Raw genomic sequence first — 15318 nt, 5'->3', positions numbered from 1 at the left:
ACAGACCATCTGACACCCCCACTCGCTGATCTGGGTGTTGAAGTCTGCCGGACTCGTGAACACGCGACCGGGCAGGAAGGATGTCTCGAAGAAGCCGTTGCGTCGCTCGACGAGACCCTTGAACTCGGGGTCGCGGGCGGGCGCGAGCATCAACCGGACGCCGAGGGTGCCCACGAACGCGGCTGCGGCCGGTGTCGGCTTGCCCTTGCCACCGATCGCTGACTCCCGGTCCCACACCAGGGCGCGAGGGCACCGACCCCACCCGGGCCATGTCGGGTCGGTCGGGTGGCCGGCGAGCAGGCGCCACATGCCCGCGAGGATGTCGCCTCCTTGCCGGGAGGGGATCATCACCGCGGACGTGTGCCGGGAGTACCCGCTCGTCATGGCCAGGACCGGCAGGATCCGCTCGACGCCCTTGCCGACCGGGATCGGTACGGGCGGGAACCACAGATCGCACTGGGCGACCTCACCGGGGGTGTACTCCACCCGGTCGGACGGGTCGATGCCCTGATACAAGGGCCGCAGGTCGCGGACGCGGTCCTTGAGGATCGTCAAGGAGTGCTCCCAGCCGATCCGCTCGGCGATCACGGTCGCGGGCATCGTCGGGTACTCGGCCAGCAGCAACCGGACCCGGGGCTCGACCGCGTCGACCAGCGAACCCTTCGCCGGTCGTTCGTACCGCGGGGGCCCGTCCGACGCCAACGCCTTCGCGACCGTGTTCCGCGAGATCCCCAACCTGCGGGCGATCGCCGCCTTCGACAACCCCTCCGAACGGTACAGACGACGAATCTCAGCCCAGTCCTCCACGGTGATCACCCCGCCCAGGCTCCCCGGGCTGCTCAGTTTTCGCCCGTCGACTCCTGCTCAGTTTTCACGCGTCGTCGACACCTGGTGCTGCGGTCCCTGACCCACCTCGCGCTGGGCGACCTCCCGCACGCCGCGTCCGCCTTCGGCCGGGCCTGGAGCGAGGCGCCCGAGACCGGCAGCGACGTCCGGGTGTTCCTGGACGAGGGCGCCCCCATGTCGAGGCTGCTGGAGCACGTCGCTGCTGGTGGGGCCGGACAGGGGGCGGGGACGGTGGCGCGGGAGGCGGCTCGCGGCCTGCTCGACCGACTGCATCGGGGGAACACGTCGGGGGACGGGTCGGGCCTGGTCAGCCCGTTGAGCAGCCGGGAGCGGGACGTGCTGCGGCTCCTCGACTCCGAGCTGACCGGGCCGGAGATCGCCCGCGAGCTGTTCATCACCGTCAACACCCTGCGCACGCACACCAAGCACATCTTCGCCAAGCTCGGGGTGAGCACGCGAGCCCGGGCCGTGCGCCGGTCGCGCGAGGACGACCTGCTGGGTGACCGTCAACGCTGACCCCACCGGCCAGGGGTCACCACGATGATCACCTCGTGTGGTGACGCCAGGGTCACGTCCCGCTCCTAGGTTCAGGTCATCCCCGCAGCACGGGCTACGGGCCGACCGAACAGGAACCGGCATGAACGTCACCTCGACCGCACTCTTCCGGACCTCCGCCGTGTCGGCGGTGGTGGCGGGCCTCCTCTTCGCGGGCGTCCAGATCGGGCACCCGCACGCCGACGCCACGACCGTCCTCACGACGGAGTGGGCCGTCCGCAACGCCATCAAGGTGCTGATGGCGGCCACGGCCCTGGTCGGCATCACCGGGATGTACCTGCGCCAGCGACTGGAGATCGGCCTGCTGGGGCTCGTGGGGTACGTCGTGCTGGCCATCGGCTACCTGACCATCATGTGCGTCACCTTCGCGAGCGCCGTCGTCCTCCCCGAGGTGGCCGCGGCGTCCCCGGCCTATGTCGACGACGTCGTTCGCGCAGCCACAGGCGGCCGGGCCGCGGGCGACATCGGCGCGATGCAGGCCGTCCTGGCGGTGTCCGGAGCCACCTTCCTCGCAGGTGGGTTGATCTTCGGTGCCGCGATGTTCCGGGCCCGTGTCCTGGCCCGCTGGGCCTCGGCGCTGCTCGCGCTGGCCAGCGTCCTGACCGCCTCGCTGGCACTCCTGCCCGACTCGTTCTATCGGCTGCTGGCCTATCCGGACTCCCTCGCCCTGGTCGGCCTCGGCCTGTCCTTCTGGGCGTCCGCCCGAACAGCGGGCACCAGGCAGACCGGCGCCTCTCGGCCCGCGGCTCCGGCGGGACGTCCTGCCCCTGCCCGCGCGTCATGAGCTCGGACGACAGGGCCGGCGCTCACGGCATACCGGCCCGGCCTGTCGAGGTGCAGCTGAGGATCGACGGCCACCTGGACGCCCACTGGTCCTCGTGGTTCGACGGTCTGGACATCGTCCGCGAGCCGGACGGCACCACCACGCTGAGTGGCCTGGCAGCTGACCAGGCCGCGCTCCACGGCCTCCTCGCCAAGGCCCGTGACATCGGTGCCGAGCTCATCTCCCTCGACACCCGCGCACCGACAGGGCGATGAGCCCGCACCCACCTCGGCGCACCCCGTCCGGGATCCGCCCACCCACCCACCGCACCGGAGGAAACCATGTCCCAACCCGCACCCGCGACGCTCTTTCGCGTGTCCGCCCTGGCCGGCGGCGCCAGCGCCTTCATCCTGCTCGTGAACGCAGCCAAGCGGGCAGGGGTCGTCCCGACCTCGGCCCTCACCCAGCTGGTGGCACCCCTAGCGGAGGTCCTGGCCCTCGCCCTGGTCGCCGGGCTGTACCTCGCGTTCGGCCGGCGCAGGGGCACCTTCGGACTCGTCGCCTACCTCGTCAACTCGGCTGCCCTCGCAGGGCTGGTCGGCGTCGAGCTCGTCATCAACCTGGTCTTCAGCGAGCTCCCGCGTGGCGCCGTCGCGTCGCTGCGCGCGGGCCCGCTCGGCCTTGCCCTCGTGGTGGTGTCCGTCGCGTTCCTCCTCGGCACGATGGCCTTCGTCGCTTCGTTGCTGCTGTCCCGTGAGGTGCCGGCGGTCCCGTTGGTCCTGTATGCCGTCGGAGCGGTCCCGGTCGCGCTGCGGGCCTCGGTGCCGGAGATCGCCCTGGACCTGGGGCTGCTGACCATGGCCGTGGGGATCGCTGCGCTGTCCGCCTGGATGTACTCCAGGTCGGCCGTCCTCCGCACCTGGGACGCACAGCCGGCCACGATCGGCCCGGCCCAGGCCACCGCCTGACGGTGTGGTCAGCCGAGGCGCCCGTCCCCACCCCTGGGGCCGGGCGTCCTCGGCCCTCCGGTCGAGGTGCCGCCCGCCCGGGCTCGTGACAGGGTGTCACCATGGCCGTGTTCGAGGAGCTGGACCTGCCGATGCCGGACGGGGTGTGCGACGCCTATGTCGCCCGCCCCGCCGAGGACGGACCCCACCCGCCGGTGCTCCTGATCATGGACGCCATCGGGCTGCGGCCGCGGATCCGGGAGATGGCCGAGCGCCTGGCGGACGACGGCTACGTCGTGCTGGCGCCCAACGTCTACTACCGGGCCGGGCGCCAGCCGCTGATCGACCCCTCGTTCCTGTCCGCCGAGCGGGGGGAGGAGCGGCATACGATCATCTCCCGTCTGCTCGCCAGCCTGACCCGAGAGCACTGGGAGGCCGAAGGCCCCGCCTATCTCGAGCACGTCCAGGGTCTCGACGACGTCGCTGACGACGACGTGCGGGTCGTGGGTTACTGCATGGGCGGGGGGCTCGCGCTGCGGCTGGCGGCACAGTGCCCCGACGACGTGTCGGCGGTCTGTGGGTTCCACGCCGGACGGCTGGTGACCGACGGCCCCGAGAGCCCGCACCACGTGCTGCCCGACGTCGAGGCCCGCATCTACTTCGGCTTCGCCGACCAGGACCCCAGCATGACCAGGTCGCAGATCGAGCGCCTGCGGCTGGCCGCCGAGGAGGCGGACTGCGACTACGAGGGCGAGATCTATCCGGGCGCCGCTCACGGGTTCACGATGAGTGACCTCCCGGCCTACGACGAGCGCGCCACCGCGCGGCACTGGGAGGCGCTGCTCCAGGTCTTCGACGAGGCCTGACCCGTCATCCGACGGTTCGTTCGAGCGCTGCCTCGACCAGCCTCCTTGCCGCCCGCAGGGCCCGCACACGGTCGGTGTCCGAGATGAACGCCGATCCGTAGTGCGCTCCAGGCTTGAGCCGGACGAGCTTGCTCAGCTCGTTTCCCAGGGCGCGGTCGACGCGCCCGAGGACCCGCGCGGCCTCGGCGTGGTCATCGCCGGAGTACCGCGATCCGGTCGCAGCGATGCAGATGGCATCAGAGGCAGCGATGCCAGACAGGACCGCGATCCCGATCACGACGTTGTTGGCGCCCGGCCCCTCCTCGGTGGCTGCGAGCTCTGCGACGTCGAGGTAGCGCGCGGCAATGATGCGACGGGCCTTCGCCTGACCTCGGTCGCCGGGGCTGGACCGCGTCGGTGTCATGCCGGGCTTCTCTCTGTGGCCAGTCGCGCGATCAGGGGCCCGAGGGATTCTCCCGCCAGCGTGATGGAGTCCTCGCGCCAGGACCTGATCAGCGGTTCGTCGGCCTCCACGGCTCGGCGCAGGTCCTCCTGCGTGGTGTCGAGCCAGGACAACGTGTTGCCCGTCCACTGCCAGACGAGGCGCTCCAGCTCGGCCAGCTGATCGCTCCACGCCTCGGCTTGTGCCTCGTCGAGGTGCGGAGGGCGGACGACCAGGACGTCGATGTCCGAGTCCGAGCCGGCCTCTCCTCGCGACAAGGAGCCGTAGAGAGACGCGTGGAGGCAGGGCACCCGCCACCCCTCGATCTGCTTGGTGAGCCTCGAACGCACCTCGGAGGCCGCCTTGGACGCCGCGAGCACGACAGGGGCGAGAAGGTGCTCACGGTTGAGGCGGTAGAGGTGGGCGCGACCGGCCGGCTCCACGATGACGAGTCCCTGGTGGGCAAGACGTCCGAGGGCCTGCGTCATCGCCGTGTGGCTACCTCGTCGTGCGAGCTCGGCGATGCCTCGGCCGGTGAGGGCGCTCTCGGTCCCGGCGAGGACGGTCAGGGCCTCGCCCTCGAGCGAGGGCGTGATGGCGCTCAGGGGATGTGACAGGTCCATGGAACCATGATGGCAGGTCAACGCTCCATGTGGAAGGCTTGGACGCCATACGGGCCTCTGGCGCCTTGCCCCCGCGACGGGTGCCGTGGGAAGTCGGGTCGTTCAGGGACGAAAGACCTTGCCGGGATTCATGATTCCGTGCGGGTCGAGCGCCGCCTTGATCGCTCGGTGCAGGTCCACGACCGGTTCGCCGAGCTCGGCGTGCAGCCCGTCCCGCTTGAGGGTGCCCACGCCGTGCTCGCCGGAGATGGTGCCGCCGAGCTCGAGGCAGGCCGCGATGATCTCCTCGGAGGCCCGGTGCGCTCGCTCGAGCTGCTCGGCGTCTCCCGGGGTGGTGACGAGCAGCGGGTGCAGGTTGCCGTCGCCCGCGTGGGCGGCGTTGGCGATCGTGGTGCCGTGGCGCACGCCGATCTGCTGGATGCGCTCGAGCATCGGGACCACCTGGTCCTTGGGCACGCAGACGTCCTCGGTGAGGATCGTGCCGAGGCGCTCGGCGGCGGGATAGGCGAGGCGGCGCGCGGCGAACAGCAGCTCGCCCTCCTCCTCGTCCTCCGCCACCGCGGCGTCGACCGCCCCCGCGGCGCGGAACACCTCGGCCATGGTCTCGGCCTCGGCGTCGCCCCGCTCGCCGGGGGTGTCGACGCGGCCGAGCAGCATCGTGTCGGCCTCGGTGGTCAGGCCCATGTGCTTCCAGTCGTCGACGGCCCGCAGCAGGGTCCGGTCCATCAGCTCGAGCAGCGAGGGCGTGAGCCCGGCCTCCGCCACGGCGGTGACGGCCCGCCCCGCCGACAAGAGGTCGGGGAAGAAGCCCGCGACGGTGCGCTCCGGCTCGCGGGCCGGTCGCAGCCGCACGGTGACCTCGGTGATGATGCCGAGCGTCCCCTCCGAGCCCGTCATCAGTCCGACGAGGTCGTAGCCCACGACCCCCTTGGCGGTGCGCCGACCGACCCGCACGATCTCGCCGGTCCCCGTGACGACCTCCAGCGCCAGGACGTAGTCCCTGGTCACGCCGTACTTCACGCAGCACATGCCGCCGGCGTTGGTCGCGACGTTGCCGCCGATGGTCGACCAGGGCGCGCTGCCTGGGTCCGGGGGATACCAGAGCCCCTGCTCGGCGGCGGCAGCGCGCAGCCGGTCGTTGACCACGCCGGGCTGGACGACGGCGAGCCGGTCCAGGGTGTTGATCTCGAGGACCTGGTCCAGGCGCTCGAGGCTGAGCACGATCCACCCGGCCTCGGCGTTCGCGGCGCCGGACAGGCCGGTCCCCGCTCCTCGGGCGACGACCGGGGTGCCGTGCTCGAGGCACGCCTGCACCGTGGCCTGCACCTCGCTCGTCGACCGGGCTCGCACGACGGCGGCCGGCGATCCCCAGGCTCCCCACTCGGCCTGGTCACGGGCATAGGCGATCATCGCGTCGGGGTCGGTCATGACCCGGTCGGCGGGGAGGCGCGCGAGGAGGGAATCAACGATCGAGGTCACGGTCCGACCCTAGGGGAACCACCCGACAGGTGCGGCACAGGGTGCCATCGGTCAGGGCACCACCGCGGTGTAGGCGTTGAGCGCCAGCTGCCCGCCGAGGTGGGCGTAGAGGACGGTGCTGCTCGCCGGGATCTCCCTGCTGGAGACGAGGTCGATCAGGCCGGCCATCGACTTGCCCTCGTAGACGGGGTCGATGATGACGCCCTCCAGCCGGCCGGTGAGGCGGATGGCCTCGATCGTCGACTCGACGGGGATGCCGTACTTGTCGCCGGCCCACCCCGCCAGCACGGTGATCTCGTCGTCGCGCAGGTCGCGCCCCAGGCCGAGGAGCCCTGCCGTATGCCGGGCGATGCGCCCCACCTGGTCGCGGGTCTTGTCGAGGGTGGCCGACGCGTCGATGCCGATGACCCGGCGCGGCCGTCCGCCCGCGGCCTCGAGCTCGGCGAAGCCCGCGATCATCCCGGCGTGGGTCGAGCCGGTGACCGTGCACACGACGATGGTGTCGAAGAAGACGTCGAGCTCCGCCTCCTGCTGAGCGACCTCGTGCGCCCAGCCGGCGAAGCCCAGTCCGCCGAGGGGGTGCTCGGACGCCCCGGCCGGGATGGGGTAGGGCTTGCCGCCCCGCTCCTCGACCTCCCGCAGCGCGTCCTCCCAGCTGCTGCGGATGCCGATGTCGAAGCCGTGCGGGTCGAGGCGCACGTCGGCGCCCATGATCCGTGAGAGCTGGATGTTGCCGACGCGGTCGTTGAGGGGGTCTGGCCAGTCGACCCAGGTCTCCTGCACGAGGAGGGCCTGCAGCCCGAGGTGGGCGGCGACGGCTGCGACCTGGCGGGTGTGGTTGCTCTGGTAGCCGCCGATCGAGACCAGGGTGTCGGCGCCGGAGGCGAGCACGTCGGGGACGATGTACTCCAGCTTGCGAGTCTTGTTGCCGCCGAAGGCGAGTCCGGAGCTGACGTCCTCTCGCTTGGCCCACACATGGGCGCCACCCAGGTGGGCGCTGAGGCGCTCGAGGGGGTGGATCGGGCTGGGTCCGAAGGTCAGCGGATAGCGGTCGAAGTCGGCGATGCCCATGGGGAGCTCCTTTGCTCGGCGGTGAAATTTAATATATTGCCAGCCTCCAGGCCCGGCAAGGGGGCCTATATTCGCTCCATGCCGATCCCCGAGTCACCGGGCCTGCCGCAGCGCTCGCTGCTCCGCGACCACGCCTACGAGGCCATCCGGGACGCCATCGTCGCCGGGACGCTCGCTCCGGGGGAGCGGCTGCGCGATCCCGAGCTGGAGGGATGGCTCGGCGTCAGCCGCACCCCGATCCGAGAGGCGCTGCTGCGCCTCGAGCGGGCCCGCCTGGTGGTGGCGACGCCCGGCCGGGCCACGATCGTCGCACCGGTCGACCAGGAGTCGACGCGGGACGCCCAGCAGGTCGCGGCGGCCATGCACGAGCTCGCGGCGCGGGTCGCCGCGCCTCGCCTGGCGGCCTCGGACCTGGAGCAGCTCGAGGAGGTCAACGCGGCGTTCGCGGAGGCGCTCCACGCCCTCGACGCCGAGCGAGCCATCGAGGCGGACGACGCCTTCCACGGGGTCTTCGTCGCCCGCAGCGGCAACGTCGTCGTGCCCGAGGTGCTCGAGCGGGTGGTCCCGGTCCTGCGGCGGGTGGAGCGGATGCGGTTCACGACCTACGCCGGCCGCGGCAGCGCCGACCAGCACGCCGCCATCATCGCGGCCGCCCGCGCGGGCGACGCAGAGCGAGCCGCGACCCTGAGCCGCGACAACTGGCTCTCCCTGCGCTTCACCTTCTCGGGCTGATGAGGGCCGTATGACGAAGGAGCGGCCCCCCGTCATACGGGGAACCGCTCCTCGCTCTGTCCGTGAGACCCGAGACGGGTCAGTCCTCCCACTCGACGAGGACCTGACCACCCTGGACGGCATCGCCGACGGCGACGTCGACCGCGGCGATCCGGCCGTCCTTGGGCGCCGTGACCTCGGTCTCCATCTTCATGGCCTCGAGGACGAGCAGGGTCTCGCCCTCCTTGACCTCCTGGCCCGCCTCGACGAGCACCTTGACGACGGTGCCCGCGATGTTGGCGGTGAGGGCGTTGGACGCGCTGGCCGGGGCCTTCGCGCTGGTGGGGGCCACGCCGTGGGCGGACATGCTGCCCACGAGGACGGCACCCAGGCTCGGCCGGGGCTCCTCCTCCACCTCGACGTCGACGTCGTAGACCGATCCGTTGACGGTCACCTTCAGCTTCATGTCAGTCCTTCGGTTGCGTCGGCGGTCAGCGCACGCCGTGCTGGATCGTGTGCGAGTGGTGGATGTCCGAGCGGCCCTGGGACGCCCACGCCGAGCCGCGACGCAGGTGGACCTGCTTGACGGTGGCGCGCTTGCCCAGGTAGGCCGCGACGGCGGCGGAGATCGCGAGCAGCACCTCGGGGCTGACCTCGTCGTCCCGGGCGGAGACCTTGGCCTCCAGGGCCTCGAGACGGGCGGTGAGATCGGCGACCAGGGCCTGCAGCTCGGCGACGGTGGGTTCGCTCATGATGTGTCCTTCCGTGGCAGCCGGTCGATCAGAGCGGGATCAGGCCGTGCTTCTTGGCCGGACGCATGTCGCGCTTGCCGGCGAGCATCTCCAGCGAGCGCGCGATGTGACGACGCGTGTCCGCCGGCTCGATGATGTCGTCGACGAGACCACGCGAGGCGGAGACGTACGGCGTGGAGAAGGCGTCGCGGTAGAGCTGGACCAGCTCCGCCCGCTTGGCCGCCGGGTCGTCCGCCTCGGCGATCTCCTTGCGGAAGACGACGCCCGCGGCACCCTCGGCGCCCATGACGGCGATCTCGGCCGTCGGCCACGCGAACACCCGGTCCGCGCCGAGGTCCTTGGAGCACATGGCGAGGTAGGCGCCGCCGTACGCCTTGCGCAGGACCACGGTGATCTTGGGGACCGTCGCGGAGGAGTAGGCGAAGAGCATCTTGGCGCCGTGGCGGATGATGCCGCCGTACTCCTGCTGCACGCCCGGCAGGAAGCCCGGGACGTCCACCAGGGTGACCAGGGGGATGTTGAAGGCGTTGCAGAAGCGCACGAACCGCGCGCCCTTGTCGGAGGAGTCGATGTCGAGGACGCCGCTCATCACGCTGGGCTGGTTGGCGATGATGCCGACCGTGCGTCCCGTGACGCGGGCGAAGCCCACGACGATGTTGGGCGCGAAGCCCGCGTGCACCTCGAGGAAGTCGGCGCCGTCGACGATCGAGCCGATGACGTCGCGGACGTCATACCCCTTCTTGGGATCCTCGGGGATGACCGTGGTGAGTGACTCGTCGGGCTCGACGTCCTCGAACCCGTCGACCAGCGGCGGCTCCTCGGTGTTGTTGCTCGGCAGGAAGCTCAGGAGCTTCTGCGCGATCAGCACCGCCTGCTCGTCGTCCTCGGCCATGAAGTGGGTGACGCCGGAGCGAGCCATGTGCGCCGCCGGGCCGCCCAGCTCCTCGGCCGTGACCTGCTCGCCGGTGACCTGCTTGATCACGTCGGGGCCGGTGATGAACATCCGGGAGCTCTTGGTCTGGATGATGAAGTCGGTGAGGGCGGGGGAGTATGCCGCTCCACCGGCGCACGGCCCCGCGATGATCGAGACCTGCGGGACCACGCCCGACAGCGCGACGTTCTGGAAGAACACCTTGCCGTAGCCGGACAGCGAGTCGATGCCCTCCTGGACGCGGGCGCCGCCCGAGTCGTTGATGAAGACGAACGGGGTGCCGTTCTCCAGGGCTGCGTGCAGCGTCTTGGCGACCTTGGTGGAGTGCATCTCGCCGGCGGAGCCGCCCGCCACCGAGAAGTCCTGGCTCGCGACGTGGACCGGGCGGCCGAAGACCGTGCCGGTGCCGGTCACGACGCCGTCCGCCGGCATGACGGCCTTGTCCATCCCGAACAACGTGGTCCGGTGCTGGGCGAACAGGCCCATCTCCTCGAAGGAGCCGGGGTCGACCAGGTCGGCGACCCGCTCGCGCGCGGTCTTCTTGCCGGCCTCGTGCTGCTTGGCGTGACGCTTCTCGCCGCCGCCGGCCTCGACCGCGGCGCGGCGCTCGCGGAGCTCCGTGAGGCGGTCGGCCATCGTCTTGGGTGACTGGGGTGCCTTGCTCATGGTGAGGTTCCCTCTCCTGCCGTCAGGCCGGCTTCACGGCGACGGAGTGCTTCTTGCCGTCGATGGTGATCTCGTAGGTGATCGGGCCACGGACCGGGCCGGTCTTGCCGTCGCCCTTGGCGGCCGCGGCCTTCTCGGCCTCGAGCTCGGCGGGGTCCTTGCCGACGTTCTTGGGGCCCTCGGCGCGGCTGGTGAAGAAGCCGGGCGCGACCTTGGGGAACATCGCGTAGGTCAGGACGTCCTCGTCGCTGCCGTCGAAGCCCTCGAGCGCGGCGGCGTCGGTGCGGAGCTGGTCCCACTCGTCCTCGATCAGGTCGGCGGGCCGCACGTCGATCGGCTCCTTGCCGGTCTGCTGCTTGGCCTTGTCGACGACCTCCTGGTCGAGCTCGCCCATGACCGAGCCGTAGTAGCCGAGCATCAGGTCGGCGAACTCGGCGGTCAGGACCTTGTAGCGGCCCATGAGGACGTTGAAGACGGCCTGCGTGCCCACGATCTGGCTGGACGGGGTGACGAGGGGCGGGTAGCCGGCGTCCTTTCGCACGCGCGGCACCTCCTCGAGCACCTCCTTGAGCTTGTCGCCGGCGCCCTGCTGCTTGAGCTGGGACTCCATGTTGGAGATCATGCCGCCGGGGATCTGGCTGTCGAAGATGTCCGTCTCGACGTTGAACGAAGACATGAACTGCGTGTAGCGGGGCCGGATCCCGGCGAAGTGGTTCTTGATGCGACCGAGCCGCACCTTGTCCAGGTCGGCGATGTAGCCCGTGCCCTCGAGCATCTCCTGCAGGGACTCCGTGGGGTTGTGCCCCGGGCCGAGGGACAGCGAGGAGATGGCGGTGTCGACGACGTCGGCGCCCCCCTCGACGGCCTTCATCAGCGAGACGAGCGTGACGCCCGTGGTCGCGTGGCAGTGCACGTTGACCTGCATGTCCGGCATCTCGGCCTTGATCGCCCGGACCAGGTCGTAGGCCGGCTGCGGCTTGAGCAGCGCCGCCATGTCCTTGATGGCGATGGAGTCCACGCCGACGTCGCGCAGCTCGCGCGCCTGCCGGAGGTAGACGTCCACGTCGTGCAGCGGGCTGGTGGTGTAGCAGATGGTGCCCTGCGCGTGCTTGCCGGCCTTCTTGACCGCGGCGATCGCGCGCTCGACGTTGCGGGTGTCGTTGAGGGCGTCGAACGTGCGGAACACGTCCATGCCGTTCTCGGCGGCCTTCTCGACGAAGTGGTCCACCACGTCGTCGCCGTAGTGGCGGTAGCCGAGGAGGTTCTGCCCCCGCAGGAGCATCTGCAGGCGGGAGTTCGGCAGCAGCCGGCGGAAGGTCCGCAGCCGCTCCCACGGGTCCTCGTTGAGGAAGCGGATGCAGGCGTCGAACGTCGCCCCGCCCCAGCACTCAACGCTCCAGTACCCCGCGTTGTCGATGTCCTCGCAGGCACCGACCATGTCCTCCAGGGCCATGCGGGTCGCCATCAGACTCTGGTGCGCGTCCCGCAGGGCCAGCTCCGTCACGCCGATCTGTCGCTGCTGTGTATCCACGCCTGCAATCCTGCCCCACGGGCCGCGGCGCGGCATCAGCGGGGTGGGTCTTAGCCAGGATCCTCAGGTGGTGTCGGCGGCGGTCATGACGCGGTCCCGGCCTGCGGCCTTGGCGGCATACATCGCCCGGTCCGCCCGACGCAGCAGGTCGCGGGGCGTCTCCCCGCCGGAGGTGCTCGCGACGCCCGCGCTCACCGTCAGGTTGAGGGGGACCCCGACGATCTGCAGCCAGTCCAGCGCCGCGATCCGTGCTCGCAGCCGCTCGGCCAGCACGGTGGCCGCGTCGAGGTCGGTGCCCGGCTGCAGCACCGCCAGCTCCTCCCCGCCGTAGCGGGCCGCCACGTCCGACACCCGCACCTCGGTCTGCAGCATGCGGCCGAGGGCGTGCAGCACCTGGTCGCCGACCACGTGGCCGTGCGTGTCGTTGACGCGCTTGAAGTGGTCGAGGTCGAGCAGGATCAGGCTGACCGGGTGGTCCGCGTCGGCGGCGCGCACGTCGACGCGGAGGCGGTCGTTGAGCAGCCGACGGTTGTGCAGTCCCGTGAGGTCGTCGCGGATCGAGATCTCCTGCACCATGCGGTGCTCGGACTTGAGCTCGCTGAACTCCTCCTCCAGCCGCTGCTGGCGCTCGCGGGCACGGGCCGCCTCCCGCTCGACCATCTGCACGCGGTGCAGCACGACCAGGGCCGACGCCCGGCGGCGGGCCATGGCGTCCTCGTGGGCGTCCTTGAGCTCCAGGTGGGACCGCAGCGTCCAGTAGGCCGACTCGTGGTCGCCCCGTCCGGCGTAGGCCTCGGACAGGATGTCGGTGAGCGCCAGCGTCTGCCGATCGGTGAGCGCGGACCCCGTGAGCAGCGGCTCGAGCAGCAGCACGGCCTCGTCCGGCCGCCCCAGGGCGGTCCACGCCCGGGCGACCTCGATGGTCACGTCGATCCGCACGGGCTGGCGGGCGGACTCGATCCGGTGCTGGGCGTCGGCCAGGAGCGCCTCGGCCTGCAGCGGGTGCCCGAGGTGGGCCGATCCGTAGGCCTGGAGCGCCACGGCGTGGGCCACCACGTCGTTGGTGTGGGCGCGGGCTGCGTGGTGCTGCGCGCGCCGCGCCTCGACGGTGGCCTCCAGCAGACGCTGCTGGTCGACCAGGGCGTGCGCGATGTCGAGGTGGGCATAGGCCTGGCCCTCCGCGTCGTCGATGCCCTCGAAGATCGCCAGGGCCCGCCGGAAGTCCCGCACCTGGTCGACCACGTCGACCCGGTCGAGGGCGGCGTTGAGCAGGCACTGCGCGACGAGCTGCACGTCGTTGGCCTGCCGGGCGATGCTGACCGCCTGGTTGAAGAAGCCCGCGGCATGGGCGGGCTCGCCGATCTCCGCGCTGACGTTGCCGAGCACGAGCTGGAGCCGGCCGAGCCAGACGTCCTCGAGCGAGGTGAGCGTCACGAGTCCCTCGTTGGCGAGGGTGAGGGCCTGCTCGTAGTCCTGGACCGCGAACCGGCAGGCCGCCTGCACCACGCGGGCGCGGGCCTCGAGCAGGTAGTCGTCCGTGGCCACCGCGTGACGGGCGGCCCGGTCGGCCAGGGCGGACGCGGTCTCCTGGTCCCGGTGACGCGCGTGCCAGGCCCGCTCGACCATGGCGCTGTGGTCGATGGCCGGTCCGCCGCCAGGCACGGGCAGAGCGTTCCGGGGCAGGGAGGGCTCGGTGGGCACCGGCCTCACCTCCGTCTCCGACCCTCGGCCGGCTACTTCCTCGTACTTCCTCGGCGCAGGCATCATGACAAAGCGTGGCCGCCCCCGCCAGGGTCCGACGCGCGCCGAGGCTGGAATCCGGCCGGTGCTACCTTGAGGATCCCGTCCGGACCCTCGCCGAGGAGCGCCCGTCATGACCGTGCCAGAGCCCGTCGTCCTCGTCGCCTGCGACAAGTTCAAGGGCTCGCTGGTCGCGACCGAGGTGGCCGAGCGGATCGCCGTCGGGGTTCGTGGTGTCCTGCCCGGCGCCACCGTGCGCACGCTGCTGGTCGCGGACGGCGGTGACGGCACCATCGAGGCGGCCCTCGTCGCCGGCTACGAGGGGCGGACCACCACGACGTCGGGTCCGACGGGCCGACCGCTCCAGGCCCGGTATGCCGTGCTGGGGGCCACCGCAGTCGTCGAGCTCGCCGAGACCTGCGGGATCGTGCACCTGCCCGGGGGCCGGCTCGAGCCCCTCACCTCCACCAGCCGCGGGGTCGGCGAGGCGGTGCGTGCGGCGCTGGACGAGGGGTGCGCCGAGATCGTCCTCGGGATCGGGGGCTCCGCCAGCACCGACGGCGGCACAGGCATGCTGTCCGCCCTCGGCGTCCGCTTCCTCGACGCCTCGGGCCACGAGATCCCCGACGGCGCAGGCGGGCTCGCGTCCCTCGACAGCGTCGACCTGTCGGGTCTGCACCCTGGCCTGGCCGACGCCCGCGTCGTCGTGGCGTGCGACGTCAACAACCCGCTGCTGGGCGACCGGGGCACCGCCGCCGTGTTCGGCCCGCAGAAGGGGGTCACCGCCCAGCTCCGTCCCCAGGTCGACGCCGGGCTCGAGCGCCTCGCGGACCTGCTCGCCGAGGCGATAGGCCGCGACTCGCGCGACGAGCCGGGTGCAGGCGCGGCCGGTGGCGTCGGGTATGCCGCCCTGCAGGTCCTCGACGCCGAGATGCGGCCAGGCGTCGAGCTGGTCCTCGACCTCGTCGGCTTCGCCGAGCAGGCCGACGGCGCAGACCTGGTCATCACCGGGGAGGGCTCCCTGGACGAGCAGTCGCTCATGGGCAAGACACCCGTCGGTGTCGCCGAGGCGGCAGCGCGCGTGGGTGTGCCCGTCGTGGCGGTGTGCGGGCGCTCCCTGCTCGCCGACGGCCAGGCGGAGGCGTCGGGCATCCGCCGCGTCTACGCCCTGACGGACCTCGAGCCGGATCCCGCGCGGTGCATGAGCGAGGCGGGGCCGCTGCTCGAGGCGCTGGCCGGCACCGTGGCGCGCGACCTCGCCGACGGCGGTCTCTGACGCGCTCGCCGCCCCTGCATCGTTGGCGGCTGCCGTCCGCTGGCGCCGTTGGCGAGGGTGTCTCGGGTTGCAGGGTGAGACGGGTGGGGTGGGGTGAGACGGCGTGCACGACGCCCCCCCGACCCCGCGTCGCGGCGGGG

17 protein-coding genes and 1 pseudogene are annotated in these 15318 nt (G+C 71.7%); 7 read left to right on the top strand and 11 right to left on the bottom strand.

Features of this window, described 5'->3' with window-relative positions; genetic code table 11:
• A partial coding sequence (locus B4E97_RS06520; RefSeq protein ID WP_349681170.1) for a helix-turn-helix domain-containing protein occupies positions 1–816 on the bottom strand: 816 nt, incomplete at its 3' end.
• A gap of 75 nt (positions 817–891) precedes the next feature.
• Here B4E97_RS06520 and B4E97_RS06515 point away from each other — a divergent pair.
• From B4E97_RS06515 to B4E97_RS06495, 5 genes are all read left to right on the top strand, one after another.
• Entirely contained in the window at positions 892–1362 is a 471-nt protein-coding gene (locus tag B4E97_RS06515; protein ID WP_286959133.1) for a helix-turn-helix transcriptional regulator, read from the top strand.
• A gap of 121 nt (positions 1363–1483) precedes the next feature.
• Positions 1484–2185, top strand: a complete 702-nt coding sequence (locus B4E97_RS06510; RefSeq protein WP_286959132.1) for a hypothetical protein — start codon at positions 1484–1486, stop codon at positions 2183–2185.
• A complete protein-coding gene (locus tag B4E97_RS06505; protein WP_286959131.1) occupies positions 2182–2439 on the top strand; it encodes a hypothetical protein in 258 nt (85 codons plus the stop codon). Before B4E97_RS06510 ends, B4E97_RS06505 begins: the two co-directional genes overlap by 4 nt.
• A gap of 66 nt (positions 2440–2505) precedes the next feature.
• A complete protein-coding gene (locus tag B4E97_RS06500; protein ID WP_286959130.1) occupies positions 2506–3132 on the top strand; it encodes a hypothetical protein in 627 nt (208 codons plus the stop codon).
• A 101-nt stretch (positions 3133–3233) separates the two neighbouring features.
• Entirely contained in the window at positions 3234–3977 is a 744-nt protein-coding gene (locus tag B4E97_RS06495; RefSeq protein WP_286959128.1) for a dienelactone hydrolase family protein, read from the top strand.
• A gap of 4 nt (positions 3978–3981) precedes the next feature.
• On the opposite strand, the gene B4E97_RS06490 is transcribed toward B4E97_RS06495, so the two are convergent.
• The 4 genes from B4E97_RS06490 to B4E97_RS06475 form a co-directional block, all read right to left on the bottom strand.
• Positions 3982–4380 carry a hypothetical protein gene (locus tag B4E97_RS06490; protein ID WP_029211529.1) on the bottom strand — a complete coding sequence of 133 codons (399 nt, stop codon included), beginning with the start codon at positions 4378–4380 and terminating at the stop codon, positions 3982–3984.
• Complete coding sequence (locus tag B4E97_RS06485) at positions 4377–5021, bottom strand: nucleotidyltransferase domain-containing protein (protein WP_029211528.1); 645 nt, start codon at positions 5019–5021, stop codon at positions 4377–4379. The genes B4E97_RS06490 and B4E97_RS06485 overlap by 4 nt, the downstream gene beginning before the upstream one ends.
• A 102-nt stretch (positions 5022–5123) precedes the next feature.
• Entirely contained in the window at positions 5124–6500 is a 1377-nt protein-coding gene (locus B4E97_RS06480) for an FAD-binding oxidoreductase (protein ID WP_286959127.1), read from the bottom strand.
• Between the two features lie 51 nt (positions 6501–6551).
• Positions 6552–7571 (bottom strand): 1-aminocyclopropane-1-carboxylate deaminase, encoded by a 1020-nt coding sequence (locus tag B4E97_RS06475; protein WP_286959126.1) that lies wholly within the window; start codon positions 7569–7571, stop codon positions 6552–6554.
• Positions 7572–7649: 78 nt separating this feature from the next.
• Between B4E97_RS06475 and B4E97_RS06470 the strand changes: the two genes are divergently transcribed.
• Positions 7650–8303 carry a GntR family transcriptional regulator gene (locus tag B4E97_RS06470; protein ID WP_286959125.1) on the top strand — a complete coding sequence of 218 codons (654 nt, stop codon included), beginning with the start codon at positions 7650–7652 and terminating at the stop codon, positions 8301–8303.
• Positions 8304–8382: 79 nt separating this feature from the next.
• Here B4E97_RS06470 and B4E97_RS06465 read toward each other — a convergent pair whose 3' ends face one another.
• From B4E97_RS06465 to B4E97_RS06445, 5 genes are all read right to left on the bottom strand, one after another.
• Positions 8383–8748 carry a biotin/lipoyl-containing protein gene (locus tag B4E97_RS06465; protein WP_154593819.1) on the bottom strand — a complete coding sequence of 122 codons (366 nt, stop codon included), beginning with the start codon at positions 8746–8748 and terminating at the stop codon, positions 8383–8385.
• 25 nt (positions 8749–8773) lie between these two features.
• Positions 8774–9034 (bottom strand): hypothetical protein, encoded by a 261-nt coding sequence (locus B4E97_RS06460; protein ID WP_286959123.1) that lies wholly within the window; start codon positions 9032–9034, stop codon positions 8774–8776.
• Positions 9035–9062: 28 nt separating this feature from the next.
• Entirely contained in the window at positions 9063–10631 is a 1569-nt protein-coding gene (locus B4E97_RS06455; RefSeq protein ID WP_286959122.1) for an acyl-CoA carboxylase subunit beta, read from the bottom strand.
• A gap of 22 nt (positions 10632–10653) precedes the next feature.
• On the bottom strand, positions 10654–12162 hold the full coding sequence (locus tag B4E97_RS06450) for a methylmalonyl-CoA carboxytransferase subunit 5S (protein WP_286959121.1): 1509 nt from the start codon (positions 12160–12162) through the stop codon (positions 10654–10656).
• A gap of 63 nt (positions 12163–12225) precedes the next feature.
• Positions 12226–13863 (bottom strand): GGDEF domain-containing protein, encoded by a 1638-nt coding sequence (locus tag B4E97_RS06445; RefSeq protein ID WP_286959120.1) that lies wholly within the window; start codon positions 13861–13863, stop codon positions 12226–12228.
• 172 nt (positions 13864–14035) lie between these two features.
• Here B4E97_RS06445 and B4E97_RS06440 point away from each other — a divergent pair, with 172 nt between their 5' ends.
• Positions 14036–15178 (top strand): glycerate kinase, encoded by a 1143-nt coding sequence (locus B4E97_RS06440; protein WP_286959119.1) that lies wholly within the window; start codon positions 14036–14038, stop codon positions 15176–15178.
• An 87-nt stretch (positions 15179–15265) separates the two neighbouring features.
• Here B4E97_RS06440 and B4E97_RS19115 read toward each other — a convergent pair.
• Positions 15266–15318 (bottom strand): annotated as a pseudogene (locus B4E97_RS19115) (hypothetical protein); the annotation flags it as partial.

The sequence above is a fragment of the Arsenicicoccus sp. UBA7492 genome (genome assembly GCF_002479615.1).
Classification (GTDB): domain Bacteria; phylum Actinomycetota; class Actinomycetes; order Actinomycetales; family Dermatophilaceae; genus Arsenicicoccus; species Arsenicicoccus bolidensis.
The sequence above is the reverse complement of the archived record's forward strand: the minus strand, read 5'-3'. Positions and strand labels throughout refer to the sequence as shown.

Bases quoted from the DNA above. Each gene is read 5' to 3' on its own strand.
- B4E97_RS06495 (WP_286959128.1), top strand. From the start codon at position 3,234: ATGGCCGTGTTCGAGGAGCTGGACCTGCCGATGCCGGACGGGGTGTGC.
- B4E97_RS06475 (WP_286959126.1), bottom strand. From the start codon at position 7,571: ATGGGCATCGCCGACTTCGACCGCTATCCGCTGACCTTCGGACCCAGC.
- B4E97_RS06460 (WP_286959123.1), bottom strand. From the start codon at position 9,034: ATGAGCGAACCCACCGTCGCCGAGCTGCAGGCCCTGGTCGCCGATCTC.
- B4E97_RS06465 (WP_154593819.1), bottom strand. From the start codon at position 8,748: ATGAAGCTGAAGGTGACCGTCAACGGATCGGTCTACGACGTCGACGTC.
- B4E97_RS06500 (WP_286959130.1), top strand. From the start codon at position 2,506: ATGTCCCAACCCGCACCCGCGACGCTCTTTCGCGTGTCCGCCCTGGCC.
- B4E97_RS06440 (WP_286959119.1), top strand. From the start codon at position 14,036: ATGACCGTGCCAGAGCCCGTCGTCCTCGTCGCCTGCGACAAGTTCAAG.
- B4E97_RS06470 (WP_286959125.1), top strand. From the start codon at position 7,650: ATGCCGATCCCCGAGTCACCGGGCCTGCCGCAGCGCTCGCTGCTCCGC.
- B4E97_RS06485 (WP_029211528.1), bottom strand. From the start codon at position 5,021: ATGGACCTGTCACATCCCCTGAGCGCCATCACGCCCTCGCTCGAGGGC.
- B4E97_RS06505 (WP_286959131.1), top strand. From the start codon at position 2,182: ATGAGCTCGGACGACAGGGCCGGCGCTCACGGCATACCGGCCCGGCCT.
- B4E97_RS06455 (WP_286959122.1), bottom strand. From the start codon at position 10,631: ATGAGCAAGGCACCCCAGTCACCCAAGACGATGGCCGACCGCCTCACG.
- B4E97_RS06510 (WP_286959132.1), top strand. From the start codon at position 1,484: ATGAACGTCACCTCGACCGCACTCTTCCGGACCTCCGCCGTGTCGGCG.
- B4E97_RS06490 (WP_029211529.1), bottom strand. From the start codon at position 4,380: ATGACACCGACGCGGTCCAGCCCCGGCGACCGAGGTCAGGCGAAGGCC.